This window comes from Streptomyces sp. PSU-S4-23 (assembly GCF_055632315.1).
The window spans coordinates 7,953,151-7,978,428 of sequence record NZ_JBVMUU010000002.1 but is presented as its reverse complement, the minus strand read 5'-3'; the positions used below and the strand labels follow the sequence as shown (position 1 = coordinate 7,978,428).

Here is a 25,278-nt window from a genome sequence, read left to right as displayed (position 1 = left end):
CGCCCGCGCTCCCGCCCGGTGGACGACACCGCCTACTTCGCGCCCACCGCGAACAGGAAGTAGATGAAGGCGGCGAAAAGGTGGCCGGCGGCGATGTAGATGATCAGACGGATCCACAGGGAGCGCGGGAACTTGTCCTCCATCGCAGCCGGCTGGGGGCGGGTCTCCGGGTGCTCGGTCATGGCGTCTCTCCAGGGGTCAAGCCGAGGCAGAGCGCGGTCCTCGGGCTTTGCAGCAGGGTGTGGACGTAGAGCAGATCGGCCCCGTCCTGGTCGGCGGCCGCCAGACGGTGCGGGGTCAGCGAGTCGTAGTGCGCGCTGTCGCCCGGCCCGAGCATGTGTGTGCTGTCGCCGAGGCGCAGCCGCAGCCGCCCCGCGAGGACGTACAGCCATTCCTCGCCGGGGTGGACGCGCACGATGTCGGCCTGGGGGCCGAAGGGGACGTGGACACGGAGGGCCTGCATCCCGCGGCCCGGCGCGCCCGCCTGCCAGTACGTCCAGCCGCCCGCCCGGGTGGAGTCCGTCTCGGCGGCGCGCACGACCGCGTCCCGGTCGGCGACGGTCTCGCCCAGCAGTTCGGAGACCGTCGTACCGTACACACGCGCCAGCGCGAGTAGCATCGGCAGCGAGGGCTGACGCTGCCCGGTCTCCAGCCGGGAGAGGTGCGCGGGTGAGAGCCCCGCGGCGCGGGCCGCGGCCTCCAGGGTGAGCGAGGCGCGGCGGCGCAGCGCACGCAGTTGCGGTGCGACGACGGGCAGGTCCTCGGCCGGCCCGGGCCCGCCCTCTTCGGAATGGCTCATGCCTTCCATTCAGCCCGAGCCTTGCCTCACAGGCAAATTTTTTGCCAGTGAGGCAAGATCGTCGCCGACGCCGCTACCGGTTCGCCACCGCCTGTTTGATCAGCGTCTTCCCGAAGTCCCACATCAGCCCGCCGCCGTGGGCCTCGTCCATGACCGCGGTGAACGCCTCCACGAACCGGTCGACGTCCTTCTCGCCGATGACCAGCGGCGGGATCAGCTTGATCACCTCCAGATGGTCGCCGGAGACCTGGGTGAGGATCCGGTGCCGTTGCAGCAGGGGCACCACGACCATCTGGGCGAACAGGCCCTTGCGGGCGGCCTGCAGCATGGTCCACCGGCTGCGCAGCCGCAGCGAGCTGGGCCGCCCGAACTCGATGCCGATCATCAGGCCGCGGCCGCGGACGTCGCTGAGCAGCTCGTACTTGTCGACGAGCGCCGCCAGCCGGGACTTCAGCTGCTCCCCGACGGCGCGGACGTTCGCCACGATCTGGTCGTTCTCCATGACCGAGAGGACCGCGAGCCCCGCCGCCATGGCCTGCGCGTTGGAGCCGAAGCTCGCCGAGTGCACCAGCACCCGGTCCATCGACGAGTAGACCTTCTTGAAGATCCACTCCTTGCCGAGAGTGGCGCCGACCGGCACATAGCCGCCGGAGAGCGCCTTCGCCACGCACACCAGGTCCGGCTCCACACCGCTCTCGTGCTGATAGGCGTAGAAGTCACCCGTCCGGCCGAGGCCGGTCTGCACCTCGTCCGCGATCAGCAGCGCCTTGTGCCGGTGCAGCAGTTCCTGGGCGGCCGTCAGATACCCGGGCGGCGTCTCATGGACGCCCTTGCCCTGGATCGGCTCGACGATGAGCGCCGCCACGTCTCCCTTCGCCAGCTCCCGGGACAGGGCGTCGAGGTCGCCGAGCGGAACCGCCGTGTCGGGCAGCAGTGGGGCGAAGCCGTCGCGGAAGCCGGACTCGCCGTTCACGGACAGGGAACCGGTGGTCAGCCCGTGGAAGGCGTGGGCGCAGTAGAGGATCCGCGGCCTGCCGGTGGCGTAGCGGGCGAACTTCAGCGCGGTCTCCACCGCCTCCGTCCCGCTGTTGCCGAAGAACACCCGGTCCAGGTGCGGGCTGTGGCCGAGAAGACGCTCCGCCAGCAGCCCGGGCAGCGGCTGGCAGTCGAAGCGGGTGAGGTCGGCGAGCTGCGCGTCCAGCACGTCGTGCAGCGCCCGGCGGACGACGGGGTGGTGACGGCCCAGGCCCATCACCCCGAACCCGGCCAGCATGTCCAGGTAGTCGTTGCCGTCCGCGTCCCAGAAGTGGGCGCCCTCGGCCCGCTCGTAGACCTTGTCGAAGCCGATGGTGTGCAGCATGCGCGGGAGCTGGTGGTTGAGGTACTTCGCATGCAGCTCGTAGCGCTCGGCCCCGCGCTCGGCCAGGAGCGCGCCGAGGTCGAACTCCCGGTTCCCGGACTGGGTGGTCATTCCTGTTTCTCCTTGGACGGCTCATCCTGGGCGGCCGGTGCCCCGGCAGGCAGCGTTCGCCCGTCAAGGAGCGGCGTCGACGTGCTCGGGCCTTGGGCCGGTGCGGCGAGTGGGGGTGCCCCCTGCCCGAAGAGCTCCGGGGAGCGTGCCGGGCGTCGTGACGGGGCGGACGCTGCCTGTCGGGGCACCAGGCAGGCGCTGATCCGCCCGGCGATCTCGACGGGCGTGAGACCGATGTCGGCGAGCACCTCGCTGCGCTTGGCGTGCGCGAGGAACTGCTCCGGGATACCGAACCGCCGCACCGGCACGTCGACGTCGGCGTCCCCGAGCGCCAGCGCGACGGCGGAGCCGACGCCGGCGGACCGGCTGTTGTCCTCGACCACGGCGACGATCCGGTGCTCGGCGGCCAGGCCCGGCAGCGAGGGGTCGACGGGCTTGACCCACCGCGGATCCACGACCGTGCAGCCGATGCCCCGGGCCTCCAGCAGCTCCGCGGCATGGAGGCAGACGGGTGCCATGACACCGACGGCGACCAGGAGCACCTGGGACCGGTCGGCGCGGTGCAGGACGTCCAGGCCGCCCACCCGGTCCACCGCCGGGATCGCGGGCCCCACCGACTCCTTCGGGAAGCGGATCAGGGTCGGTGCGTCGTCGACCGCGACCGCCTCCCGCAGCTGCGCCCGCAACTGGCCGGCATCGCGCGGCGCCGCGATCCTGAGGCCGGGTACGACCTGCAGGACCGACATGTCCCACATGCCGTTGTGCGACGGTCCGTCCACGCCCGTGACCCCGGCCCGGTCCAGGACGAACGTGACCCCGCAGCGGTGCAGGGCGACGTCCATCAGGAGCTGGTCGAAGGCACGGTTGAGGAAGGTCGCGTAGACGGCGACGACGGGATGCAGTCCGCCGGTCGCGAGTCCGGCGGCGGACACCGCCGCGTGCTGCTCCGCTATCCCGACGTCCCACACCCGCTCGGGGAACCGCTCGGCGAACCTGGTCAGACCCACCGGGTGCAGCATGGCAGCCGTGATCGCCACGACGTCCTCGCGCTCCTCGCCGATCCGCAGGATCTCGTCGCCGAACACCGAGGTCCACGACGGGCCGCTGGACGGGGCGAGGGGCTCACAGGTCAGCGGGTCCATCACGCCGACCGTGTGGAAGTGGTCCTCCTCGTGGGCGAGCGCGGGCTCGTAGCCGCGGCCCTTCTCGGTGAGGCAGTGGATCAGCACCGGGCCGTGGAACCGCTTGGCGCGGCGCAGCGCCGACTCGACGGCCCGGATGTCGTGTCCGTCGATCGGGCCGACGTACTTCAGGCCCAGGTCCTCGAACAGTCCCTGCGGCGCGAACGCGTCCTTGAAGCCCTTCTTCGCGCCGTGCAGGGCCTCGTAGAGGGTGTTGCCGACGACGGGCGTGCGCTGCAGCACGTCCTTGCCCCAGGCGAGCATCTTCTCGTAGCCGTCGGTGGTGCGCAGGGCGGCGAGGTGGTTGGCGAGGCCGCCGATGGTCGGCGCGTACGAGCGCTCGTTGTCGTTGACGACGATGATCAGCGGGCGGTCCTTGGCGGCGGCGATGTTGTTGAGGGCCTCCCACGCCATGCCGCCGGTCAGCGCGCCGTCGCCGATGACCGCGACGACATGGCCCTTCTCCCCCTGCACATGGCGGGCCTTGGCGAGTCCGTCGGCCCAGCCGAGCGCGGTGGACGCGTGGCTGTTCTCGATGATGTCGTGCTCGGACTCCTCGCGCGAGGGATAGCCGGACAGCCCTCCCTTCCCGCGCAGCTTGGAGAAGTCCTGGCGCCCCGTCAGCAGCTTGTGCACATAGCTCTGGTGGCCGGTGTCCCACAGGATGCGGTCGACCGGCGACTCGAAGGCCCGGTGAAGCGCGATGGACAGTTCCACCACGCCCAGGTTGGGCCCCAGATGACCACCGGTCCTGGCGACCGCATGGACCAGGAACTCCCTGATCTCGCCCGCCAGTTGACTCAGCTGCCCCTCGGACAGCGCCTTCAGGTCTCGTGGTTGCCGGATGTTCTCCAGGATCGTCACGCTCGGCCCCCTCTCGGTCCGTGCTGTTCAGCTCACGGTGACGGCCGGCTCTCCGGCGCCGGCGCCGTCCTGCTCCATCTGCTCGGCGATCTTCATGGCCTCCTCGATCAGGGTCTCCACGATCTTCGACTCCGGCACGGTCTTGATGACCTCGCCCTTGACGAAGATCTGGCCCTTGCCGTTGCCGGAGGCCACTCCCAGGTCCGCCTCCCTCGCCTCGCCTGGACCGTTGACCACGCAGCCCATGACGGCGACCCGCAGCGGCACCTCCATGCCCTGGAGGCCGGCCGTCACCTCGTCGGCCAGCCGGTAGACGTCGACCTGGGCACGCCCGCACGACGGGCAGGAGACGATCTCCAGACGCCGCTGCCGAAGCCCCAGGGACTCAAGGATCTGGATGCCGACCTTCACCTCCTCGGCGGGCGGCGCCGACAGCGACACGCGGATGGTGTCGCCGATGCCCTCGGAGAGCAGCGCGCCGAAGGCGACGGCCGACTTGATCGTGCCCTGGAAGGCGGGACCGGCCTCCGTCACGCCCAGGTGCAGCGGGTAGTCGCACCGCTCGGCCAGCAGGCGGTAGGCGTTGACCATCACGACGGGGTCGTTGTGCTTGACCGAGATCTTGATGTCCCGGAAGCCGTGCTCCTCGAACAGGGACGCCTCCCAGAGGGCGGACTCGACCAGCGCCTCCGGGGTGGCCCTGCCGTACTTCTGCAGCAGCCGCCTGTCGAGCGAGCCCGCGTTGACCCCGATCCGGATCGGGGTGCCGTGGTCCTTGGCCGCCCTGGCGATCTCCTTGACCTTGTCGTCGAACTGCTTGATGTTGCCCGGGTTGACGCGGACGGCCGCGCACCCGGCCTCGATCGCCGCGAACACGTACTTCGGCTGGAAGTGGATGTCCGCGATCACCGGGATCTGCGACTTGCGCGCGATGGTGGGCAGGGCGTCCGCGTCGTCCTGCGTCGGGCAGGCGACACGGACGATCTGGCAGCCGGACGCGGTGAGTTCGGCGATCTGCTGCAACGTGGCGCCGACGTCCGACGTACGGGTCGTCGTCATCGACTGCACCGACACGGGGGCCCCGCCCCCGACCGCCACCGGTCCGACATGGATCCGCCGCGAGACGCGACGCGACGCGATCGGCCGGACCGGTACCTCGGGGACGCCCAGGGAGACGGCGGTCATGGCGTCACCCGTTGTTCCCGGAGACGGTCTCCCGCATGGCCCGCAGGGACTCCTTCAGGGAGCCCATGGTGGCGAGGACGGCGGTGGGCTCGTAGCCGCAGTGCGCCATGCAGTTGGCGCAGCGCGGGTCCTTGCCGCGGCCGTACTTGTCCCAGTCGGTCTTCTCGATCAGCTCCCGGTACGTCGGCACGTATCCGTCGCTCATCAGGTAGCAGGGGCGCTGCCAGCCGAAGAGCGAGTAGTTGGGGATCGCCCAGGCCGTGCAGGGGAAGTCGACCTTGCCTTCGAGGAAGTCGAGGAACAGTGGCGAGTGATTGAGCCGCCAGCGGCGCCGGTTGCCGCCGGAGAACGCCTTCCTGAACAGTTCGCGGGTCTGTTCCACGCCCAGGAAGTGCTCCTGGTCGGGTGCCTTCTCGTAGGCGTACGCGGGCGAGATCATCATCTCGTCGACCTTCAGCTCGTCGTTGAGGAAGGTGAGCACCTCGATGACGGTCTGCGGGGTGTCGGTGTTGAAGAAGGTCGAGTTGGTGGTGACCCGGAAGCCGCGGCGCTTGGCCTCCTTGATGGCCTCCACCGCCTCGTCGAACACGCCCTCCTTCGCCACCGACTCGTCGTGCCGCTCCCGCAGGCCGTCGATGTGCACGGCGAACGCGAAGTACGGTGACGGCTCGAACAGGTCCATCTTCTTGCGCAGCAACAGGGCGTTGGTGCACAGGAACACATACTTCCTGCGGGCGACCAGCTGCCGCACGATCTCGTCGATCTGCGGATGCATCAGCGGTTCGCCGCCGGCGATCGACACCATGGGCGCACCGGACTCCAGGACCGCCCCCACCGCCTGGGCCACGGGCATGCGCTGCTTCAGGACCCCGGCCGGATGCTGGATCTTGCCACAGCCCTCGCACTTCAGATTGCAGGCGAAGAGGGGTTCCAACTCGACGATGAGCGGAAACTTGTCCCGCCTGCGCAGCTTCTGTTCGAAGAGATAGGTCGCCACCTTGATGGACTGGCGCAGCGGCATGGCCATCTGGCTCACCTCCTGGGGAGCAGCAGGGATCGGTGCCATTCGAAGAAAGCGGGAAGGACGGCACGGAGAACACGGAAAGCTGATATTCCACCGCGCAAGGTGCCGATCCGGACGAGTTCATGTTCTGGAGCGTCCACGACCACCCGGACGGCCGCAACCGGGCGTTCGGCCGTGCGCACGGCGGTGTGCAGCGTCGCGGCCGACTCCATGTCGGCCGCGATGGCGCCGGTCGCCAGCAGGTGCGCCCGCCTGTGACCACGGACGATGTGGTCAGAGCCGGTGAGCGGTCCGGTGTGCACGGTGCGCCCCGGGACGGTGCGCGTCAGCTCCTTGACGAGCAGGTCGGTGCCCACGCAGGGGGTGGTGCCGCGCGGGTCCCGGGCCTCCTCGGCGACGACCAGGTCGCCGGGGTGCATTCCGGGGGCGAGTCCCGCGCAGAAACCCGTGGCGAGGACGGCCGCCCGGGCGTGGCCCGGGTCGGCGAGCGCCCGGGTGACCGAACGCTCGGCGGCCCGGGGTCCCATGCCCGTACGGAGCAGGGTGACGGGCCCGTCGGCGCCGCTCCGGTCGCCGCTGCGCAGGGCGAAGTGCTCGATGCCGAGCGCGCAGGCGATCAGCAGCGGGGCCGGATCGGGCTGCCGGCTCATCAGCTCCCCTTGGCCTCGGCGAACGGCTCGCCGTGGACGTAGCGGCCGAGCGCGGTGAGCGGGAAGACCTGCCGGTAGAGGTGGTAGTTGATGGAGAAGTCCCAGGGGAAGCCGGTGCCGGTGAAGTACGGTTCGTCCCAGGAGCCGTCCTCGTTCTGGGTCTGGGCGAGGAACCCGATGCCGCGCTCCACGGCCTTGGATTCGCTCTCCCCCGCGGCGAGCAGCGCGAGCAGCGCCCACCCCGTCTGCGAGGCGGTCGAGGTGCCCCGGCCGCTCCACTCCGTGGCGTCCCGGTAGGAGCGCAGGTCCTCGCCCCAGCCGCCGTCGTCGTTCTGCGCGTTCTCCAGCCAGGCGACCGCGCGGCGGATCGCCGGATGCGCCCCCGGGATGCCGGCGGCGATCAGGGCGGGCACCACCGAGCCGGTGCCGTAGACGTAGTTGACGCCCCAGCGCCCGAACCAGGAGCCGTCGGGCTCCTGCTCCGCCAGCAGCCACTCGATGCCGCGGCGGGTGCGCGGGTCATGGGAGAGACCCTCGACCGCCAGCATCTCGACGACGTGCGCGGTGACGTCGGCGGACGGCGGGTCGATGACCTCGCCGAAGTCGCAGAAGGGCAGCCGGTTGGGGAACACGCTGGTGTTGTCGACGTCGAAGGCGCCCCAGGCCCCGTTCTTCGACTGCATGCCGAGGTTCCACCGCACACCGCGCCCGACGGCCCTCTCGACCCGCTCGGAGTCGGGGTGCCGGACACGGCGCAGCGCGAGGACCACCTCGGCGGTGTCATCGATGTCGGGGTAGTTGTCGTTGTGGAACTCGAACGCCCAGCCGCCCGGCGGCAGCCCCGGCCTGCGCACCGCCCAGTCGCCGGACCGGTCGATCTGCTCGTCGAGCATCCAGTCCGCGGCCTTCACCAGCTGCGGGTGGTCCGCGGGCACGCCCGCGTCGGCCAGCGCGATGGTGGCCAGACAGGTGTCCCACACCGGGGACTGGCAGGCCTCGATCATGCGGGCGCCGTCCTCGCGCCACACGGCGAAGCGGTCGAGCGACGCCATGCCCTCGCGCATGACGGGGTGCTGGAGGTCGTAGCCGAGCAGGTGCAGGGCGATGATCGAGTACACCGCGGGAGGCTGGATCCCGCCCCAGCAGCCGTCGTTCTCCTGCCGTTCGACGATCCAGCGGGCCGCGGTGTTCATGGCCGCCTTGCGCAGCCGGCGCGGCGCGACCTTGCGGAACCGGTGCAGCCCCTTGTCGAGACGCTGGAAGACGCCGTCCCAACTCGTCAGCGGCGCCGGCGGCCTGACCGGTCTGGGGTTGCTCGCGTCGGTGTGCAGCTCGTCGAGCGGGAAGGGCGCCGGCCGCACCGGACGCTCGGCGGACACGATGGTGAGGGGCACGATGGTCTGCCGCGCCCAGCATCCGAAGTCGTAGATGTTCAGCGGCATCCACTTCGGGAAGTAGATGAGTTCCGGCGGCAGTTCGGGCAGGTCCTCCCACTTCCACCAGCCGAACAGGGCGAGCCAGATGCGGGTGAAGACCCGGGAGGCGGCGATGCCGCCCTGCTCGCGGATCCACGCGGACGCCTTCGCCATGTGGGGTTCGTCCGGCGCGTCTCCGGCCAGGCGCAGGGCGACGTACGCCTCGATGGTGGTGGACAGTTCGCCGGGCCCGCCGTAGAAGGTGGCCCAGGTGCCGTCCTCGCGCTGCTCACCGCGGATGAACAGGGCTGCCGCGTGGGTGGTCTTCTCGTCGCGGATCCCCAGGAACTGACGGAGGAGCAGGTCCTCGGCGTCCATCGTGACGTTCGTGTCCAGGTCGCCCTTCCACCAGCCCTGGGCGTCCTGGCGGGCGAGCAGGAAGTCCGTCGCACGCCGCATCGCGCGCACGGCGGCGTCTCGGGTTCCGACGGTCCCGGCCACTTCCGGGAGTGCTTCGTTGGTTTCGCTGGCCGAGGCGGCGCGGGGCGGCAGGGCCCCGGTGCTTCCGTCGGTCGTCGCTGTCATGGCTTCCCCTTCGTGCAGTCGTGCAAGCGGTGCGTCTGCTGTGGGTCCGCCGTCGGCCAGCGCGCGTCCGCGAGGGGTTCCCCGGCCCGAGCGGAACCGGAAGCCGGGGGAGGCGCCGGCCGGCGACTACGCGAGGTGTCTTCGACCGATAATGATCATCTCTTCCGTACGACGACGAAGTCGGCGAGTGCCGTGAACCGGGCGCGCACCTCCGGGGGCATCCGGACGGCGTCCAGGGCCTCGACGGCGATCGCGTGCTGGCGGCGCGCCTCCTGGGCGGTCCAGTCGCGGCCGCCCGCCTCCTCGATCAGCGCGGCGCGCGCGGCGAACTCCTCCTCGGAGAAGTTCTCGAAGTCGCTGCTCTTGGCGTCCTCGGCGAGGATCCCGCCGAGCCGCTCGGAGGCGGGCCCGCCCGCCGCCAGCGCCGCCACCACGGGCAGGGACTTCTTGCGCTGGCGCAGATCGCTCCAGGTCTGCTTGCCGGTGGCCTCCGGGTCGCCCCAGATGCCGAGGAGGTCGTCGACGGCCTGGAAGGCGAGGCCGAGGTGGTAGCCGTACTTCTCCAGGATGTCGGCGGTGCGGTCGTCGGCGCCGCCGAGGACCGCACCGATGGAGGAGGCACAGGCCAGCAGGGCGCCAGTCTTGTTGCCCTCCATCTCCTGGCACTCCGCGACGCTGACGCGGTCGCGGTGCTCGTAGGAGATGTCCTGCGCCTGACCGTCGATCAGGGCGCGCGTGGCGGTGGTCAGCCGGCGGGCGGCGCGGGCGGACTCCGCGGTGCCGAGTTCCAGCAGGATCTCGTTCGCCAGGGCGAACAGGGCGTCGCCGACCAGGATCGCCTGGGCCGGGCCGTGCACCTTCCAGACGGTGTCGCGGTGGCGGCGCTGTTCGTCGCCGTCCATCAGGTCGTCGTGCAGCAGCGAGAAGTTGTGCACCAGCTCGACCGCGACCGCGCCGGGCACGCCCACCTCGGGGGCCTTGCCCGCGGCCTGGGCGGAGAGCAGGGCCAGCGCGGGGCGCACGGCCTTGCCGCCGTCGCCGTCCGCGGGGTTGCCCTGGGCGTCGATCCAGCCGAAGTGGTAGGCGGCGACGGTGTCCATGGGCGGTGCCAGGCGGTCGACGGCCGCCCGCAGCACCGGGGTGGCCAGGGTCCGGCCGCGCTCCAGGAGCGCGGACACCTCCACCGCGTCGGCAGCCGTCTCGGCCGGGGGCACAGTGGGCACAGTCTCTCCTCTTGTTGCGGTACCGGGGGTGCGGGGGCCTGTCCCGTGCAGATCGACGCTCATGCCGCCTCCTCGAAGAGGTCGAGGAGGTGGGCACCGGACCGGCCCAGGGCGTTCAGCGCGGCGCCCGCCGCACCGACTCCACTGCGGACCGCACTCTCCATGGTCGCGGGCCACCCTGTGGCGGTCCACGCTCCGGCCAGGCAGAGGCCGGGTGCCTCGGTGCGGGCGCCGGGCCGCAGCCGCCCGACGCCGGGGGCGGGGGCGAACGTCGCGGTGCGCTCCCGGGTCACGAAGAAGTCCTTCACCTCGGCGTCGCGCGTGGCGGGCAGCAGCCGCCGGAGTTCCGGGAGATAGCGCTCGCGGAGCGCGGCGACGGGCTCGTCGATCTCGTCCTGCGCGGCCGACTGCGACAGCGCGAGGTACTGGCCCACCCGTCGCCCACCACCGCCCTTGTACGGAGGCCCTTCGGGCCCGCCCCTCGACAGCCCGGATGCCTCGGTGCGGTCGAAGACCCACTGCACCGGGGAGCCGAGGGCGGCGAAGAACGGCCGGGTGAGCACCGTGCGGTCGTAGACCACGTGGATGTTGAGGATCGGCGCGGTGCCGATGTCGAGCAGGCGGTCGGGGGCGTTCAGGGCTCCGGCGGGCAGCAGGGCGTGGGCCTCGCGCTGCGGCACGGCGAGGACCACGGCGTCGGTCTCGATGCGGTCGCCGGGAACCTGAACGCTCCAGCGCCCGTTCTCGTAGGGGGAGATGGAGGTGACGCGTGTACGGACCTCGGTGCGGACGCCCGCGGAGTCGAGCGCCTTGCGGGCCAGCCGGTCGTGCAGTTCACCCAGGGGGACGCGTGCCCAGCCGATGTCGGCCGCGCCCGGGGCGGACAGCAGACCCGTCTTGAACACCATCGCGGCGAGCCCGAGCGAGGCGTCGCCGGCCACCGCGTTGAGGGTGGCGACCCCGACGAGGTCCCACAGTGCCTCGACGGCACGCGCCGACTGGCCGTGCGCGGCCAGCCAGCTGCCGAAGTCCTGCGCGTCGAGCGCGGGGTCCCCGAGGTCGAGCGCTCGGAGCGCCAGTGCGGCACGCCCCACCGCGGCCCGCTCGGCGAACGAGAGATGGGGGTAGGTGGCCAGGCTGCGGCCGAGATGCAGCGGCACGGGCAGCGCGTCGCGCCGTAGTCTGCCGAGCCGCCGTCCGGGGGTGCCGTTCGCGTCGAGAACGGGCACGTCGAGACGATCCTGCAGGGGTGCGAGCGCGGTCCCGTCGATGCGGTCGAGGAACCAGCGGTACGCGGTGCAGCAGCGCAGATAGACATGCTGGCCGTTGTCGACGGTCAGGTCGCCGCGCTGGAAGGAGAAGGCGAGACCGCCCAGCCGCGGCCGGCCCTCCAGCAGGGTGACCCGCACCCCGGCGTCGGCGAGCGCGAGCGCGGCCGTGATCCCCGCGAGGCCCGCGCCGACCACCACGGCGGACGTCCCGGAGACGGACGGCGCCACGGGGCGGCCCGGGGCTCCGGACGCCCGGTCCTCCGGTTGTGTGCCGTCGCTCATGGCGCTTCCTCCCCTGCCGGTCCGCCGTGATGCTTGAACGATGCACGGCAGGCCGTCGCAGTCAGGGACGCCGCGCCGCAGCGGAGGGTTGCGTGCCGCTTTTCGGCGCTGGAGTCGCCTTGGACCGGATTGTCCGTCATGTGGGCCTCCTGACCGTCCGCCGGGTCACATGCCGGGCGTCGAGGCCCGAGAGGCCGCGCGCGGCGACGTACGCCTTCTCGCGTCCGGGCAGCGAGACACGGCCGCGCAGCACGGCCTCCGGATCGCGCTCGATGCGGTCGAGGAGCCGGCGGTAGATGCCTGCCATCGCGGCGACGCAGGCGCCGCTGCGCCGGTCGAGCAGGGGCAGCAGCCGGTAGCCCTCGGCGAAAAGGGTGCGGGCCCGACGCACTTCGAAGTGCACGAGGCCCGCGAAGTCGGAGCCCTCGGGTGGGGTCGGTCCGCGGAACCCGGCCGAGCAGCCGAACTTGGCGAGGTCGTCGGCGGGCAGATACGTCCGCCCGCCCTCGGCGTCCTCGCGGACGTCGCGGAGGATGTTGGTGAGTTGCAGCGCGAGCCCGAGCGTGTCGGCGTACTCCGGCGCGCGCTCGATGCCGCGCGCCCCCCGCGTCGTACCGAACACGCCGAGCGAGAGCCGTCCGATGGCCCCGGCCACACACCGGCAGTAGACCTTCAGATCGTCCCAGGTCTCGTAGGTCTCGCCACGCACGTCCATGAGGACACCGTCGATGAGTTCGTCGAGACCCTCCAGCGGGATCGGGAAGTGCCGTGCGGCATGGGTGAGGGCGACCGCGACGGGGTCGGTGTCGTCCTCGGCCACCTCCCCGTCGCGGACCCGGGCGAGCAGCTTCCGGGTCCGCTCGAGCCGCGCCGTCTTGACGTCCGCCGGAAGCGCGCCGTCGCCGATGTCGTCGACACGCCGGGAGAACGCGTAGAGCGCCGACATCGCGCGGCGCTTCGGCGTCGGCAGGAGCCTGATGCCGTACGCGAAGTTACGGGCCTGCTGCCCGGTCACGGCCTCGCAGTAGCTGTACGCGGCGAGTACCGGTGGGGACACGTGTGGTGGAGACTCCACGGTCCGGATCACCCCTCTCCTCGCAGAGTCACGCCCGCCTCGCGCAGCAACCGGAGCTTGCCGGGCCTGGGCGGGCCGGGAAGTACGTCGTATTCGGCGGCGGCGATCGCGTGGATCGCCGCTCGTCCCCCCGCCACGAACCCCGCGAGCAGCAGCCTCAGCCTGCCGTGGACGCTACCCACAAGGGGGGCGCCTTCATTCAGGAGACCGAGGGCGCGTTCCGCTTCGTATGCAACCAGCGCGCGCACCGATGCGCCTGCTGTTTTCGTGGCGAGATCCGTCTCCTGGACATGAAAACGCTTCATGTCCTCCGCAGGCAGGTAGATACGGTCGCGGCGCAGGTCCTCCGCGACGTCCTGAAGGTGTTCGACGATCTGCAGCGCCGTGCAGATCGCGTCGGAGCGCCGTACGCGCTCCGGGGTGGCGGTACCGGTGACGGCCAGGACGAGCCGGCCGACCGGGTTGGCGGACAGTTCGCAGTACGCGAGGAGGTCGTCGTAGGTCTCGTAGCGCGTGACGAGCTGGTCCTGGCGGTTGGCCGCGATCAGGCCGAGGAACGGCTCGGGGGTGAGGCCGACGCGCCGGACCGTGGGCTGGAGGCGCCTCAGCAGGGGGTGACGGGGCGTCGCGTCGAAGACCCTGCGCAGGTCGGCCTCGAAGGCGTCGAGGAGGACAAGGCGGTCCTCGGCCTCGTCGGGCGACACGCCGAGGAGGCGGGCGTCGGCACCTCCGGGGGCGAGGTCGCCGTCACCGATGTCGTCGACGAGACGCGCGAAGCCGTAGACGGCCATCAGGTCGGCGCGCCAGTTCCTGGGCAGGAAGAAGGGTGCCACGGGGAAGTTCTCGTCCGCGGCCTTGTCGAGGGTGACACGCTCCGGGTCACCGGCGCTCGCCGTCGCGGCTTGGGTCACCGCTCGCCGCCCGGCGCGGAGACGGCACATGCCTCGCGGGTCTGGAGACTTTCCGTAGCCATTGCCGTCACATCTCCCGTTCTACACCGCTGGCCCATTAGATCCTATTTCGGACACGCCGCCCGGCTGCCCGCACAGCGCGGCAGGTATGAGGGTGTGGGGCATTATCGCCCCACTTGCCGCGAATCAGCACCGGTACAGCTTACGTTGTACAACGCGGCACGCTTCGTCGGGGTGTCCGGCGCATCACAACAACACACCGATTGGCCTCAAGATTCCTAAGTCAAAAGGGAGTTGGCGTTTCCTTTGCAGACGCCGGGCCCCGCCGGAGCGTTCCGGCGGGGCCCGGGTGACGGCGTCCTATTTGCCCGTGAACTTCTCATACTCCCTGATGACCTCGTCGGTCGGGCCGTCCATCCGCAGCTCGCCGCGCTCCAGCCACAGGACGCGGTCGCAGGTGTCCCTGATCGACTTGTTGCTGTGACTGACCAGAAACACCGTGCCGGCCTCCTTGCGCAGCTCCCGGATGCGCTCCTCGGACCGTGTCTGGAACTTGCGGTCGCCGGTGGCGAGAGCCTCGTCGATGAGCAGCACGTCGTGGTTCTTGGCGGCCGCGATGGAGAACCGCAGCCGCGCCGACATGCCGGAGGAGTAGGTGCGCATGGGCAGGGTGATGAAGTCGCCCTTCTCGTTGATGCCGGAGAAGTCGACGATCTCCTGGTAGCGGGCGTCGATCTCCTCGCGGGACATGCCCATCGCGAGGCCGCCCAGAATGACGTTCCGCTCGCCCGTCAGGTCGTTCATCAGCGCCGCGTTCACCCCGAGCAGGGACGGCTGGCCGTCGGTGTAGACCCTGCCCCGCTCCGCGGGCAGCAGACCGGCGACGGCCCGCAGCAGCGTGGACTTGCCGGAGCCGTTCGAGCCGATGAGGCCGACGGCCTCACCGCGGTAGGCGACGAACGAGACGCCCCGGACCGCGTGCACCGTGCGCACACCCCGCTCTTCGCCGCGCCTGAGGATGCGGCTGAGGGCGGCGGTCGCGCTTCCCTTGCCGGTCTTGGCGCCGTTGACCCGGTAGACGATGTGCAGGTCGTCGGCGATGACGGTGGGCACCCCGGTTCCGGTGTACCGCTCAGCCACGGCCGTACCGCTCCTCGGCCCGCCAGAAGTACACGAATCCGCCGGCGAGGACGACGACGGCCCAGGACAGCGCGACGGCCCAGACGTGCGGCGGGAGGTTCTCTGCGACGTAGTCCTCGATGAGCGCGAAGCGCATCAGGTCCATGTAGACGGCGGCGGGGTTCACCTGCAAGGCGTGGACGACCCATGCCGGGCGGCCCGCCAGCATGGTGTGGATGGAGAACATCACACCGGAGGCGTACATCCAGGTCCGCAGGATGAACGGCATCAGCTGGGCGAGGTCCGGGGTCCTGGCACCCATGCGCGCCAGGATCAGGGCGAGGCCGGTGTTGAAGCAGAACTGCAGCGCCAGGATCGGGACGATCAGCAGCCAGGACAGGCTCGGATAGCTGCCGAATCCCACCGCCACGACGAACAGCACGACCATCGAGAAGAGCAGCTGCTGGAGCTGCTGGAGCGCGAACGAGACGGGCAGCGAGGCGCGTGGGAAGTGCAGCGCGCGCACCAGGCCCAGATTGCCGGAGATCGCCCGCACACCGGCCATGACCGAGTTCTGGGTGAAGGTGAAGACGAAGACGCCGGTCACCAGGAACGGGATGTACGTGCCCGTCGTCATGCCCCGTCCGGCCTTCAGGATCAGCCCGAAGATCATGTAGTACACGAACGCGTTCAGCAGCGGCGTGGCCACCTGCCACAGCTGGCCGAGCCTGGCCTGGCTGTACTGGGCCGTGAGCTTCGCCTGGGAGAAGGCGAGGATGAAGTGGCGCCGTCCCCACAGCTGGCGGACGTACTCGACGAGTCCGGGCCGGGCTCCGCTGACCGAGAGCCCGTACTTCGCGGCCAGTTCGGCGGCGGTCAGTCCGTCATCGGGCGACGGGGCGCTCACCGCGACACCGCCGTGCGTTGTATCACTCACAGGTTGGCAAACTCTCCGTGTTCGGGATGCGCGGTCCGCCCGCGCACGGGTGGGAGCCGGGTTGTGGGTCCCGCCCGCGTGGTTCCGAGTACCGAGCTTGTCAGATGACCGGAGGCCGGCCCAGTCGGGTCAGCCGCCACACCGTACGCCATTTCATGGGACGCCGGGCGCCGCACGGGGCCGTCCAGCCCTCCTTGAACCCGCCGAACCACGCCTTCAGGGCAGCCCGCGAGGGGCGGCGCAGCAGCGTGAGGAGCATCCAGACGCCCAGGTAGACGGGGACGAGGAGGGCGGGAAGGTTGCGGCGGGCCAGCCACACCCGGTTGCGGGCGACCATACGGTGGTAGACCGCGTGCCGGGAGGGGGCGGTCGTCGGGTGGTACAGCACCATGTCGGCCCGGTAGTCGATCATCCAGCCCGCGTCCAGCGCCCGCCAGGCCAGGTCGGTTTCCTCATGGGCGTAGAAGAACTCGTCCGGCAGCCCCCCGACCTCGGCGAAGACCGCCGTACGGACGGCGTTGGCGCCGCCGAGGAAGGTGGTGACCCGGGACGAGCGCATCGGGTCGGAGGCGCGCAGCCGCGGCACATGCCGGCGCTGGGTCCGGCCGGTGTCGGGGTCGGCGATGCGGAAGCTGATGATCCCGAGGTCCGGGTCGGCGGCGAAGGCCCGGCGGCACAGCTCGGCGGTGTCGGTGCGGGCGAGGAGGCCGTCGTCGTCCAGGAACAGCAGAACATCGACGTCGTAGCCGTCGTAGCCGTCGTAGCCGTCGGTGCCCTTGGAGCGGAAGGCTTCGATGCCGGCGTTGCGGCCGCCGGGGATGCCGAGGTTCTCGGGCAGCTCCACCGTCCGGACGGCCGGTGAGAACTCCGTGACGTCCGGGACGGGCGAGCCGTTGCCGACCACGACGACCTCGACGGGGTCGCCGTCCTGCTTGGCCACCGAGTCGAGGAGGGCGCGCAGCTCGGCGGGCCGGTTGCCCATCGTGATGATGACGGCCCCGACTGTGGTGGCCCCGCTCACTTCAGCCTGCTGGACGCGAGGATGGACACGAGGTGCAGCAGCGTCTGCAGCAGGGCGATGCCGGCGAGCACCGCGACACCGAGCCGGGAGAAGAACAGGTCTCCCCGGACGGCGTCCAGGATCGCCAGCAGCAGGATCAGCAGGGACGCCTCGATCCCGAGCACGAGCCGGTGGAACTTCAGCGCCGCGGCCGCCCGGCGGGCCAGCGCCAGGCCGGACGAGCGCGGCTCGGACGCCGCCTCCTTGACCGGCGGCAGTCCGCCCTGGTGGCGGGCGACGCCCACCAGGTCGGTCTCGGCCTTGATCAGGACGGCGCCGACCGCGGCGAGGGTACCGAGGAAGGCCCACAGCCAGTCGATCCGCCCCGGGCCCCAGACATCGGCGGCGCGCAGGCCGAAGCCGACGAGCACCGCGGCGTCGCACAGGTAGGCGCCGACCCGGTCGAGGTACACCCCGCCGAGGGAGAACTGCTTCTTCCAGCGGGCTATCTCGCCGTCGACGCAGTCGAGCAGCAGGTAGAGCTGGACCATCACCACACCGAGCACGGCGCCCGCCACGCCCGGCACCAGCAGTGCCGGGGCGGCGAGGACCCCGAAGACGGTCATCAGGTAGGTCAGCTGGTTGGGCGTGACCCTGGTGTTGACCAGGTAGCGGTCCACCCGCAGCGAGATCTCCCGCATGTAGAGGCGTCCCGCCCAGTGCTCGCCGCTGCGCCGGTCCTTCACTCCCGCGGGGTGGACGACGGGACGCAGTTCAGCTACCGATGGCCTTGACATAGTCGGCGTATGTGTCCTTGATCTGGTCGGTCTTCAGGTCGAGGTGTTCGAGGATCGTGTAGCGGCCTGGCCGGGTCTGCGGGGCGAACTCCACGACCCGGACGAACTCGTCCGTCGTGAAGCCGATCTCCTCCGGCAGCACGGGCAGCCCGTGGCGGCGCAGCACCTGCGCCATGTACGCGGACTCCTCGTGGGCCCCGCGCAGGTACATCGCGAAGGCGGCGCCCAGGCCGCACTGCTCGCCGTGGGCGGCCGCACGCCGGGGGAAGAGGAGGTCGAAGGCGTGGTTGATCTCATGGCACGCGCCGGAGGACGGGCGGGAGTCGCCGGACACCGACATGGCGATGCCGCTGAGGACCAGCGCCTCGGCCAGTACCTGGAGGAAACCGTTGTCGCCGACGCCGCCGGGGTGGCGCAGCACGGCCTCGCCGGCCTGGCGCGCCATCGCCGCGGCAAGGCCGTCGATCTTCTCGCCCTTGACCCGGTTGGCCAGCTCCCAGTCCGCGATCGCCGAGATGTTGGACACGGCGTCGCCGATGCCCGCGCGCACGAACCGCACCGGGGCCTCGCGGACGACGTCCAGGTCGATGACGACCGCGATGGGGTTCGGCACGCCGTAGGAGCCGCGGCCGGCGTCGTTGTCGAGGGTCGCGACCGGCGAGCACAGACCGTCGTGCGCGAGGTTCGTGGGCACGGCCACCAGCGGCAGGCCGACGCGTGCCGCGGCGAACTTGGCACAGTCGATGATCTTGCCGCCGCCGAGGCCCACGACCGCGTCGTAGTGGCCGGCCTTCATCTCGCCGGCCAGCCGGATCGCGTCGTCGAGGGTGCCGCCCCCGACCTCGTACCAGCTGGCGCCGGGCAGGGCCGGGGCGAGCCGGTCGCGCAGCCGGGCCCCGGAGCCGCCGCTGACCGCGACCGCGAGCTTGCCCGAGTGCGAGATGCGCTCGTCCTCGAGCACGGAGGCCAGGTCGTCCAGGGCACCTGGGCGGATGTCCACGACGACCGGCGAGGGAATGAGCCTCGTCAGTACCGGCACGCGATCTCCCGTCCCCGGGCCAGGTCGTCGTGGTTGTCGATCTCGACCCACGGGACGTCGCCGATGGGCGCCACGTCGATCGTGAAGCCGCGGTTGACCAGCTCCTGGTAGCCGTGCTCGTAGAACTGCTGCGGGTCGGTCTCCCAGACCGTCCGCAGCGCGTCGGCGAGGTCGGCGGCGGCGTCGCCTTCGATGAGGGTGACGCCGATGTACTCGCCGGTCGCCTCGGACGGCTCCATCAGCTTGGTGATCTTCTGGACGCCCTTGCCGGGGTCCACGACGACCTTCATCTCCTCGTCGGCGAGGTTCTTCACCGTGTCGAGGGCGAGGATGATCTTCTTGCCGTCGCCGCGGGCGGCGAGCAGCGTCTTCTCGACGGAGACCGGGTGCACGGTGTCGCCGTTGGCGAGGATCACGCCCTCCTTGAGGACGTCACGGCCGCACCACAGGGAGTAGGCGTTGTTCCACTCCTCGGCCTTGTCGTTGTCGATGAGGGTGAGCTTGAGACCGTACTTCTGTTCGAGGGCCGCCTTGCGCTCGTACACGGCCTCCTTGCGGTAGCCGACGATGATCGCGGCCTCGGTCAGACCGATCTCGGCGAAGTTGCCGAGCGTGAGGTCCAGGACCGTCGGGCCGTCCTCTATGCCCGCGGGCCCCACCGGCACCAGAGCCTTGGGCAGGGTGTCGGTGTAGGGGCGCAGACGCCGTCCGGCGCCGGCCGCCAGCACGAGGCCGATCATGCGGGTTCTCCTTCGTCGTGTACGGCGGGCGCGCCGGCCCGGTGAGCGGCCACCCAGAAGCGGATGCTCTCGGCGAGCACCGTCAGGGCCACGTACCCGGCGAGGGCCGTGAGCGCGACCGTGAACTGTGCTGCGGTGAGCAGCGCGGCCAGCACCGTGACCAGCAGTGTCCGGCCTTCGTGTCCCCCGGTCGCGCGCACCAGCCAGCGCGGTGGCGCCCCGGCGTCGCCGCGGATGCGGTACACCGTGTCGTAGTGATGGTAGGCGACCGCGGCCACCAGCCCGAAAGCCGCGGGAAGCGCCTTGTTCACGTCCGCTTCGGCCGCCAGTACCAGGACGGTGCCGTATTCGGCGGCGCGGAAGAAGGGGGGAACCAGCCAGTCGAGGGCGCCCTTGAGCGGGCGCGCGACGGCGGCGGAGGAGACCAGGGCGTAGCCGACGGCGCACAGGACGGACTGCCAGCCGGCGCCCCACAGCAGGGCCGAGCTGACCACGAGCGCGCCGCCCACCAGGGCGAGGTAAGGCGCCGCGTGACGCGAGGTCCCGCGGACCGCGCGCAGCAGCAGCTCGGTGAGCGGCCCGCTGTCCGCGAGGTCGGCCAGCGCCGCGGCCGCCCGGTCCGTCCGCCGCGCCTTGCGGGTGAGCGAGCGCAGCACGCGGCCCGCGGTCGTGTAGGCCGCCGCGAAGGCGCAGCCGATCAGCAGCGCGTAGAAGGTGATACGGGGAGTGGTGGCCGCGGTCAGGACGGCGATCATCGCCCAGCGCTCACCGATCGGCAGGACGATCATCCGGCGCACCCAGACCGTCCAGCCGACGGAGTCGAGGCGGTCCGAAAGGGCCGCGGTGGGGCTGGTGTTGGCGGTCGCGTCGTGGTTCGCCTCGTTGAAGGAGAAGTCGACCACGTGCCGGCAGGTCTGCAGCACCATGGCGCCGAGCGCGAGCGCCCAGACGTCGTCTCCGCCGCGTGCCGCGCCGAGGGCGAGGCCGGCGTAGTAGGCGTACTCCTTGGCGCGGTCGAAGGTGGCGTCGAGCCAGGCGCCGAGCGTCGAGTACTGCAGGGAGTAGCGGGCGAGCTGGCCGTCGGTGCAGTCGAGGACGAAGGAGAGGATGAGGAGGATGCCCGCGGCGACGAAGCCGCCGCGGGTGCCGGTGGCCGCGCAGCCCGCCGCGATCAGGGCGGTGAGCAGCGAGGCGGTGGTGACCTGGTTGGGGGTCAGTCCGCGGCGGGCGCACCAGCGGGCGATGTAGCGCGAGTACGGGCTGATGAAGTACGTGGTGAAGAAGCCGTCGCGGGCCTTGACGGCGCTGCGCAGCCGCACGGCCTCGTCGTCGACGGCCGAGACCGCCTGGCGGGCCTCGTTGCGGGCCTGGGGGTCGGCGGGGACGACGGCGACCAGCGTGCCGAGTTCGGGGCGGTGCACGGGGACGCCGTCGGCGTCGAGGGCCTCGGCGATGCGCTCGGCGAGGTCGCCGGTGACGACGGTCGCGTGGCCGGTCGCCGCGGAGTTCTCGCGGGCGAGGGCCCGCGTCAGCGCCTGCCGGGCCGCGGGCTGGGCGGTGAGGGCGCCCGGCAGCGCCGCGGCCGGGAAGCGGGGGTCGGTGAGGCCGAGCCGCAGCGCGTGCGGATGGCCCACGAACCGGGCGTCGACGATCGCGACCCGCTGGTTCGCCGGCACCGCGGCGAGGAGTGTCTCTGCGTCACCGGCGTCGGTGGCGACCCGCACGTCGAAGCCGAGGGACCGCAGATCGCCCTCGAGCGACGATCCGGGGACCGGCTGGCCGGTGAGGATGGCGGTCGACAGACGAACTCACTCCCTGAGTCCCGACGCGCGCGGGCGCCGGTCATGTGTGTGGTCTGGGGCGCCCGGGACAGGGGCCGGACGGCATGTCGGCAGAGGCTATCGGATACCTGGAAGCCGGTGTTCACCACCCGTTCACGGGACGATCAACCCGGTCTGGGCGGCCGCTGCCGCGATCATCATCGGGGATCGGAGGGGCACGCCACAAACCACCGGCCACAGACCAGGACATTCGCGACATCGAGGCCACCGCCGTGCTCCGGGCGGGGCCCGTGTCCCCGTCCCTGCCGCGGCGAGGACGGACCGGCGCCGACCGGCGGTCACCGGACGGGCATAGGGTGAGGTGCCATGACATGGCTGATCACCGGCGGGGCCGGGTACATCGGGGCGCACGTGGCACGGGCGATGGCCGCCGAGGGTGAGCGCGTCCTGGTCCTCGACGACCTCTCGGCCGGGGTGCCCGGACGGCTCCCCGAGAGTGTTCCGCTGGTCCAGGGCTCCGCACTGGACGGGGAACTGCTGAAGCGGGTCTTCGCCGAGCACGCGGTGACGGGCGTGGTGCACCTCGCCGCGCACAAGCAGGTCGGCGAGTCCGTGGCCCAGCCGACGCGCTACTACCTGGACAACGTGGGCGGCTTGGCGACGCTGCTGGACGCGGTCGCGGGTGCCGGGATCGAGCGGTTCGTGTTCTCCTCGTCCGCAGCCGTCTACGGCAACCCCGACGCGGACCTCATCACGGAGGACACGCCCTGCGTCCCGATGAGCCCGTACGGCGAGACGAAGCTCGCGGGCGAGTGGCTGGTGCGCGCCGCGGGCCGGGCGCACGGCATCGCGACCGTGTGCCTGCGTTACTTCAACGTGGCGGGCGCGGCCCGGCCGGAACTCGCGGACACGGGCGTCTTCAACGTCGTCCCCATGGTCTTCGACCGGCTGACCCGCGGCGAGGCCCCGCGGATCTTCGGCGACGACTATCCGACACCGGACGGGACCTGCGTCCGCGACTACATCCATGTCGCCGACCTCGCCGACGCACACCTCGCGGCGGCCCGGCGGCTGGCGGGGGGCGCGAGGGGTGATCTGACCGTCAACATCGGCCGCGGTGAAGGCGTTTCGGTGCGCGAACTGGTCACGATCATCGGCGAGGTGACCGGTGACCGTACGCCCGCGGTCGTGGAGCCGCGCCGCCCCGGCGACGCCCCGCGCGCGGTGGCGTCGTCCGCGCTGGCAGAGCGGGAGCTGGGCTGGCACGCCCGGCACGGGGTGCGCGAGATGGTGGAGTCGGCCTGGCGCGGCTGGCGGCTGCACCACCCGGGGGCGAACCCCGGCTGACCGGGGCGACCGGTCGCGGTGGCCGGGCGGGGACCAGGGCCGGGCCCGGACCGGGACCGGGACCCGAAGCGAGACCCGGACCCGAAGCGAGACCCGGACCCGGGCCGGACACGCCGGCGCTGATCATTCCCTGCCGGGCGGACGGTTCCCCTTCGGTGACGCCGGGAAACGATCAGGTATCCGGCCGCTTCCGGCGACTGTTCCGTGAGGGCCGTACGGCCCGTCCCGACCGGCGGGACGGGGACATGCGGGGAGTCGCGAAGTGCCGGGAGTGCCGGATTCGTACGGCAGACTTGGGCTGGACAACCGATGCGAAGGATGGGTATGCCGATCACACCTGCCACCGCGACGCACCGTTCGTCGAACGGCACCGCTGACGCGATCTTGCTGGAGCTGGTCGACGAGGACGGCACCACGATCGGCACGGCGGAGAAGCTCGCCGCCCATCAGCCGCCGGGGCAGCTGCACCGGGCGTTCTCGGTATTCCTGTTCGACGACCGCGGCCGGCTGCTGCTCCAGCAGCGGGCCCTGGGCAAGTACCACTCCCCCGGCGTCTGGTCGAACACCTGCTGCGGCCACCCCTACCCGGGCGAGGCGCCGTTCGCCGCGGCGGCCCGGCGGACGTACGAGGAGCTGGGGGTCTCCCCGTCGCTGCTCGCCGAGGCGGGCACGGTGCGCTACAACCACCCGGACCCGGACTCGGGTCTGGTGGAGCAGGAGTACAACCATCTCTTCGTGGGTCTGGTGCAGTCCGCCGTACGCCCGGACCCGGAGGAGGTCGGGGCGACGGCCTTCGTGACCGCCGGGGAGCTGGCGGAGCGGCACGCGAGGGACACGTTCTCGTCGTGGTTCACGACGGTCCTGGACGCGGCGCGGCCGGCGGTCAGGGAGCTGACGGGCCCGTCCGCGGGCTGGTGACCCCGGGGTCCGTCCGGTCCGCGCGGCCGGACGGACTCAGCCGATCCCCACGGGCTTGAGCGGCAGGGCCGCCCAGATCACCTTGCCGCCACTCGCCGTGTGCTCCACGTCGCACACTCCGCCCGCCTCCCTGGTGATCTCGCGGACCAGGAGCAGACCGCGGCCGCCGGTGCGGCCGTGATCGGCCTCCAGGGCGCTCGGACGGTAGGGGTGGTCGTCCTCCACGGCCACCCGCACCCACTCGGGTCCGACCGCGATCTCCACCGCCAGCATCGGCGACAGCAGCGCCGCGTGCCGGACGGCGTTGGTGACCAGTTCCGAGACGATCAGCAGCAGGGCCTGCACGGTGTCGTCCGAGACGGGCACGCCCTGGCGGGCGAGCAGGTCCCGCACGGCGTGCCGGGCCTGCGGCACCGAGGCGTCCACGGCGGCGGCGGTGAACCTCCACACGCCCTCGTACGGCAGCGGTCCCGTCGGCCTGCCGCCGTCCGCCCCGTTCCCGCCGCCCTCAGGGCGCGGGCCGTACCCTCGCCCTCGGTTCTCCATCGTCCGCTCGCCGCCCTTGCGCTCGATCGTCACCACATGTCGAGTGTTGGGAATGTGCTGGTCCGTACCGGAAGACTGAACACAAGTCAGCCGGTATCGACGACATCTGACCGTTGGCGTATGACGCCGTCAGTTGTGTGATCACTCCGTACCGCCGCCCGGCCGACTTCGGAACTCTTCGGGTTGTACGGGTTTGCCCCTGGCTCTCCCCGCCCGTTCCCCTGCCCCTTCTTGATCGGGAGTGCGGGGGGTGCGGATACCATCCGGCCCATGGATCCGCAGCTGCTGCACAGCGTCACCGACGGGGTCGCGACCGTCGTCATCCACCACCCGGCCAGGCGCAACGCCATGACGGCCGGCATGTGGCGGGCGCTGCCACCACTGCTCGCGGGCCTGGCCGCCGACCCCGCGGTCCGGGCGCTGGTGCTCACCGGGGAGGGCGGAACGTTCTGCGCGGGCGCCGACATCTCCACACTGCGGAAGTCGCCGGAGACGGCCCAGGCCCTGGCCGTGGAGGCCGAGGAGGCGCTGGCCGCCTTCCCGAAGCCGACGCTGGCGGCGATCCGCGGTCACTGCGTGGGCGGCGGGTCGCAGCTCGCCGCGGCCTGTGACCTCCGGTTCGCGGAGGAGGGCGCGCTGTTCGGGGTGACGCCGGCCAAGCTGGGGATCGTCTACCCCGCCTCCGCCACCCGCCGGCTGGTGGCCCTGGCGGGTCCCGGCACGGCCAAGTACCTGCTGTTCTCGGGAGAGTTGATCGACGCGGAGCGGGCGCTGCGGACGGGTCTGGTCGACGAGGTGCTGCCGGAGGGGGAACTGGGCAAGCGTGTGGCGGACTTCACTCGCGTACTGGTCACCCGCTCGCAACTGACACAGGCCGCCGCCAAGGAGTTCGCGAACGGCCGGACGGACCGGGACGCGTACTGGGGCGAGCAGGCGCGCGGCAGCGGCGACACCGCGGAGGGCGTCGCCGCGTTCCTAGAGCGCAGGTCCCCGCGGTTCACCTGGTCCGCGCCTGGATGAGGGGGCGCCCGGCGCGGGGCTCCCCGACGAGGTACGCGGGCGCCGTGCCATCGGGTGTCCTCGTCCTTCCGTTCCCAACGTACCAACCAGTCGGTACT

General features: G+C 71.5%; 24 protein-coding genes. 3 read left to right on the top strand and 21 right to left on the bottom strand.

The genetic code is table 11. The annotated features are described in order from the left end of the window. Positions 1-32 precede the first annotated feature (32 nt). From ACZ79I_RS36060 to ACZ79I_RS35965, 20 genes are all read right to left on the bottom strand, one after another. Positions 33-143 carry a DUF6126 family protein gene (locus ACZ79I_RS36060; RefSeq protein ID WP_471505431.1) on the bottom strand — a complete coding sequence of 37 codons (111 nt, stop codon included), beginning with the start codon at positions 141-143 and terminating at the stop codon, positions 33-35. 35 nt (positions 144-178) lie between these two features. Then, positions 179-799: a helix-turn-helix domain-containing protein gene (locus ACZ79I_RS36055; RefSeq protein WP_471503391.1), complete on the bottom strand. Its 621-nt coding sequence runs from the start codon at positions 797-799 to the stop codon at positions 179-181. Positions 800-872: 73 nt separating this feature from the next. Then, positions 873-2,270 (bottom strand): aspartate aminotransferase family protein, encoded by a 1,398-nt coding sequence (locus ACZ79I_RS36050; RefSeq protein WP_471503389.1) that lies wholly within the window; start codon positions 2,268-2,270, stop codon positions 873-875. Beyond that, positions 2,267-4,315 (bottom strand): 1-deoxy-D-xylulose-5-phosphate synthase, encoded by a 2,049-nt coding sequence (dxs, locus tag ACZ79I_RS36045; RefSeq protein ID WP_471503387.1) that lies wholly within the window; start codon positions 4,313-4,315, stop codon positions 2,267-2,269. The genes ACZ79I_RS36050 and dxs overlap by 4 nt, the downstream gene beginning before the upstream one ends. Before the next feature lie 27 nt (positions 4,316-4,342). Beyond that, a complete protein-coding gene (ispG, locus tag ACZ79I_RS36040; protein ID WP_471503385.1) occupies positions 4,343-5,500 on the bottom strand; it encodes a flavodoxin-dependent (E)-4-hydroxy-3-methylbut-2-enyl-diphosphate synthase in 1,158 nt (385 codons plus the stop codon). Positions 5,501-5,504: 4 nt separating this feature from the next. Further along, positions 5,505-6,527 carry an adenosyl-hopene transferase HpnH gene (gene hpnH / locus ACZ79I_RS36035; protein ID WP_471503383.1) on the bottom strand — a complete coding sequence of 341 codons (1,023 nt, stop codon included), beginning with the start codon at positions 6,525-6,527 and terminating at the stop codon, positions 5,505-5,507. 5 nt (positions 6,528-6,532) lie between these two features. Then, positions 6,533-7,174, bottom strand: a complete 642-nt coding sequence (locus ACZ79I_RS36030; protein ID WP_471503381.1) for a phosphorylase family protein — start codon at positions 7,172-7,174, stop codon at positions 6,533-6,535. Further along, positions 7,174-9,174 carry a squalene--hopene cyclase gene (gene shc / locus ACZ79I_RS36025; protein WP_471503379.1) on the bottom strand — a complete coding sequence of 667 codons (2,001 nt, stop codon included), beginning with the start codon at positions 9,172-9,174 and terminating at the stop codon, positions 7,174-7,176. Before shc ends, ACZ79I_RS36030 begins: the two co-directional genes overlap by 1 nt. Positions 9,175-9,329: 155 nt before the next feature. Beyond that, positions 9,330-10,460: a polyprenyl synthetase family protein gene (locus tag ACZ79I_RS36020; RefSeq protein ID WP_471503377.1), complete on the bottom strand. Its 1,131-nt coding sequence runs from the start codon at positions 10,458-10,460 to the stop codon at positions 9,330-9,332. Next, positions 10,457-11,950, bottom strand: a complete 1,494-nt coding sequence (gene hpnE, locus ACZ79I_RS36015; protein ID WP_471503375.1) for a hydroxysqualene dehydroxylase HpnE — start codon at positions 11,948-11,950, stop codon at positions 10,457-10,459. Before hpnE ends, ACZ79I_RS36020 begins: the two co-directional genes overlap by 4 nt. Further along, complete coding sequence (locus tag ACZ79I_RS36010; protein ID WP_471503373.1) at positions 11,947-12,090, bottom strand: DUF6380 family protein; 144 nt, start codon at positions 12,088-12,090, stop codon at positions 11,947-11,949. Before ACZ79I_RS36010 ends, hpnE begins: the two co-directional genes overlap by 4 nt. Continuing rightward, positions 12,087-13,037, bottom strand: a complete 951-nt coding sequence (gene hpnD, locus ACZ79I_RS36005; protein WP_471503371.1) for a presqualene diphosphate synthase HpnD — start codon at positions 13,035-13,037, stop codon at positions 12,087-12,089. Before hpnD ends, ACZ79I_RS36010 begins: the two co-directional genes overlap by 4 nt. Then, the gene (hpnC, locus tag ACZ79I_RS36000; RefSeq protein ID WP_471503369.1) at positions 13,034-13,966 is read right to left on the bottom strand and encodes a squalene synthase HpnC; all 933 of its coding nucleotides are present in this window, start codon (positions 13,964-13,966) and stop codon (positions 13,034-13,036) included. Before hpnC ends, hpnD begins: the two co-directional genes overlap by 4 nt. 330 nt (positions 13,967-14,296) lie before the next feature. Continuing rightward, positions 14,297-15,076 carry an ABC transporter ATP-binding protein gene (locus tag ACZ79I_RS35995; RefSeq protein WP_471503367.1) on the bottom strand — a complete coding sequence of 260 codons (780 nt, stop codon included), beginning with the start codon at positions 15,074-15,076 and terminating at the stop codon, positions 14,297-14,299. Beyond that, positions 15,069-15,992: an ABC transporter permease gene (locus tag ACZ79I_RS35990; protein ID WP_471503365.1), complete on the bottom strand. Its 924-nt coding sequence runs from the start codon at positions 15,990-15,992 to the stop codon at positions 15,069-15,071. The genes ACZ79I_RS35995 and ACZ79I_RS35990 overlap by 8 nt, the downstream gene beginning before the upstream one ends. Before the next feature lie 100 nt (positions 15,993-16,092). Then, positions 16,093-16,974: a glycosyltransferase family 2 protein gene (locus ACZ79I_RS35985; RefSeq protein ID WP_471505429.1), complete on the bottom strand. Its 882-nt coding sequence runs from the start codon at positions 16,972-16,974 to the stop codon at positions 16,093-16,095. Positions 16,975-17,009: 35 nt separating this feature from the next. Further along, positions 17,010-17,789, bottom strand: a complete 780-nt coding sequence (locus tag ACZ79I_RS35980) for a CDP-alcohol phosphatidyltransferase family protein (RefSeq protein WP_471503363.1) — start codon at positions 17,787-17,789, stop codon at positions 17,010-17,012. Beyond that, entirely contained in the window at positions 17,767-18,828 is a 1,062-nt protein-coding gene (locus tag ACZ79I_RS35975; RefSeq protein WP_381080202.1) for an iron-containing alcohol dehydrogenase family protein, read from the bottom strand. Before ACZ79I_RS35975 ends, ACZ79I_RS35980 begins: the two co-directional genes overlap by 23 nt. Continuing rightward, positions 18,816-19,568, bottom strand: coding sequence for a phosphocholine cytidylyltransferase family protein (locus ACZ79I_RS35970; RefSeq protein ID WP_471503360.1), 753 nt, complete (start codon positions 19,566-19,568; stop codon positions 18,816-18,818). Before ACZ79I_RS35970 ends, ACZ79I_RS35975 begins: the two co-directional genes overlap by 13 nt. Next, positions 19,565-21,370 carry a DUF5941 domain-containing protein gene (locus tag ACZ79I_RS35965; protein ID WP_471505427.1) on the bottom strand — a complete coding sequence of 602 codons (1,806 nt, stop codon included), beginning with the start codon at positions 21,368-21,370 and terminating at the stop codon, positions 19,565-19,567. The genes ACZ79I_RS35970 and ACZ79I_RS35965 overlap by 4 nt, the downstream gene beginning before the upstream one ends. A gap of 345 nt (positions 21,371-21,715) precedes the next feature. Between ACZ79I_RS35965 and galE the strand changes: the two genes are divergently transcribed. Further along, on the top strand, positions 21,716-22,696 hold the full coding sequence (galE, locus tag ACZ79I_RS35960) for a UDP-glucose 4-epimerase GalE (protein WP_471503358.1): 981 nt from the start codon (positions 21,716-21,718) through the stop codon (positions 22,694-22,696). 324 nt (positions 22,697-23,020) lie between these two features. Next, positions 23,021-23,614: an isopentenyl-diphosphate Delta-isomerase gene (gene idi / locus ACZ79I_RS35955; RefSeq protein ID WP_471503356.1), complete on the top strand. Its 594-nt coding sequence runs from the start codon at positions 23,021-23,023 to the stop codon at positions 23,612-23,614. Positions 23,615-23,650: 36 nt separating this feature from the next. On the opposite strand, the gene ACZ79I_RS35950 is transcribed toward idi, so the two are convergent. Beyond that, on the bottom strand, positions 23,651-24,160 hold the full coding sequence (locus ACZ79I_RS35950) for an ATP-binding protein (protein ID WP_471505425.1): 510 nt from the start codon (positions 24,158-24,160) through the stop codon (positions 23,651-23,653). 270 nt (positions 24,161-24,430) lie between these two features. On the opposite strand from ACZ79I_RS35950, the gene ACZ79I_RS35945 reads away from it, so the two are divergent. Next, positions 24,431-25,180 carry an enoyl-CoA hydratase/isomerase family protein gene (locus ACZ79I_RS35945; RefSeq protein WP_471503354.1) on the top strand — a complete coding sequence of 250 codons (750 nt, stop codon included), beginning with the start codon at positions 24,431-24,433 and terminating at the stop codon, positions 25,178-25,180. Positions 25,181-25,278: the final 98 nt, after the last annotated feature.

Bases quoted from the DNA above. Each gene is read 5' to 3' on its own strand.
- hpnE (WP_471503375.1), bottom strand. From the start codon at position 11,950: ATGAGCGACGGCACACAACCGGAGGACCGGGCGTCCGGAGCCCCGGGC.
- galE (WP_471503358.1), top strand. From the start codon at position 21,716: ATGACATGGCTGATCACCGGCGGGGCCGGGTACATCGGGGCGCACGTG.
- ACZ79I_RS35980 (WP_471503363.1), bottom strand. From the start codon at position 17,789: ATGTCAAGGCCATCGGTAGCTGAACTGCGTCCCGTCGTCCACCCCGCG.
- ACZ79I_RS36050 (WP_471503389.1), bottom strand. From the start codon at position 2,270: ATGACCACCCAGTCCGGGAACCGGGAGTTCGACCTCGGCGCGCTCCTG.
- ACZ79I_RS35950 (WP_471505425.1), bottom strand. From the start codon at position 24,160: ATGGAGAACCGAGGGCGAGGGTACGGCCCGCGCCCTGAGGGCGGCGGG.
- ACZ79I_RS36030 (WP_471503381.1), bottom strand. From the start codon at position 7,174: ATGAGCCGGCAGCCCGATCCGGCCCCGCTGCTGATCGCCTGCGCGCTC.
- shc (WP_471503379.1), bottom strand. From the start codon at position 9,174: ATGACAGCGACGACCGACGGAAGCACCGGGGCCCTGCCGCCCCGCGCC.
- ACZ79I_RS36020 (WP_471503377.1), bottom strand. From the start codon at position 10,460: ATGAGCGTCGATCTGCACGGGACAGGCCCCCGCACCCCCGGTACCGCA.
- ACZ79I_RS36055 (WP_471503391.1), bottom strand. From the start codon at position 799: ATGAGCCATTCCGAAGAGGGCGGGCCCGGGCCGGCCGAGGACCTGCCC.
- ACZ79I_RS35985 (WP_471505429.1), bottom strand. From the start codon at position 16,974: ATGGGCAACCGGCCCGCCGAGCTGCGCGCCCTCCTCGACTCGGTGGCC.
- idi (WP_471503356.1), top strand. From the start codon at position 23,021: ATGCCGATCACACCTGCCACCGCGACGCACCGTTCGTCGAACGGCACC.
- ispG (WP_471503385.1), bottom strand. From the start codon at position 5,500: ATGACCGCCGTCTCCCTGGGCGTCCCCGAGGTACCGGTCCGGCCGATC.
- ACZ79I_RS36010 (WP_471503373.1), bottom strand. From the start codon at position 12,090: ATGACGGACAATCCGGTCCAAGGCGACTCCAGCGCCGAAAAGCGGCAC.
- ACZ79I_RS36060 (WP_471505431.1), bottom strand. From the start codon at position 143: ATGGAGGACAAGTTCCCGCGCTCCCTGTGGATCCGTCTGATCATCTAC.
- ACZ79I_RS35945 (WP_471503354.1), top strand. From the start codon at position 24,431: ATGGATCCGCAGCTGCTGCACAGCGTCACCGACGGGGTCGCGACCGTC.
- hpnC (WP_471503369.1), bottom strand. From the start codon at position 13,966: ATGTGCCGTCTCCGCGCCGGGCGGCGAGCGGTGACCCAAGCCGCGACG.
- hpnH (WP_471503383.1), bottom strand. From the start codon at position 6,527: ATGGCCATGCCGCTGCGCCAGTCCATCAAGGTGGCGACCTATCTCTTC.
- ACZ79I_RS35970 (WP_471503360.1), bottom strand. From the start codon at position 19,568: ATGATCGGCCTCGTGCTGGCGGCCGGCGCCGGACGGCGTCTGCGCCCC.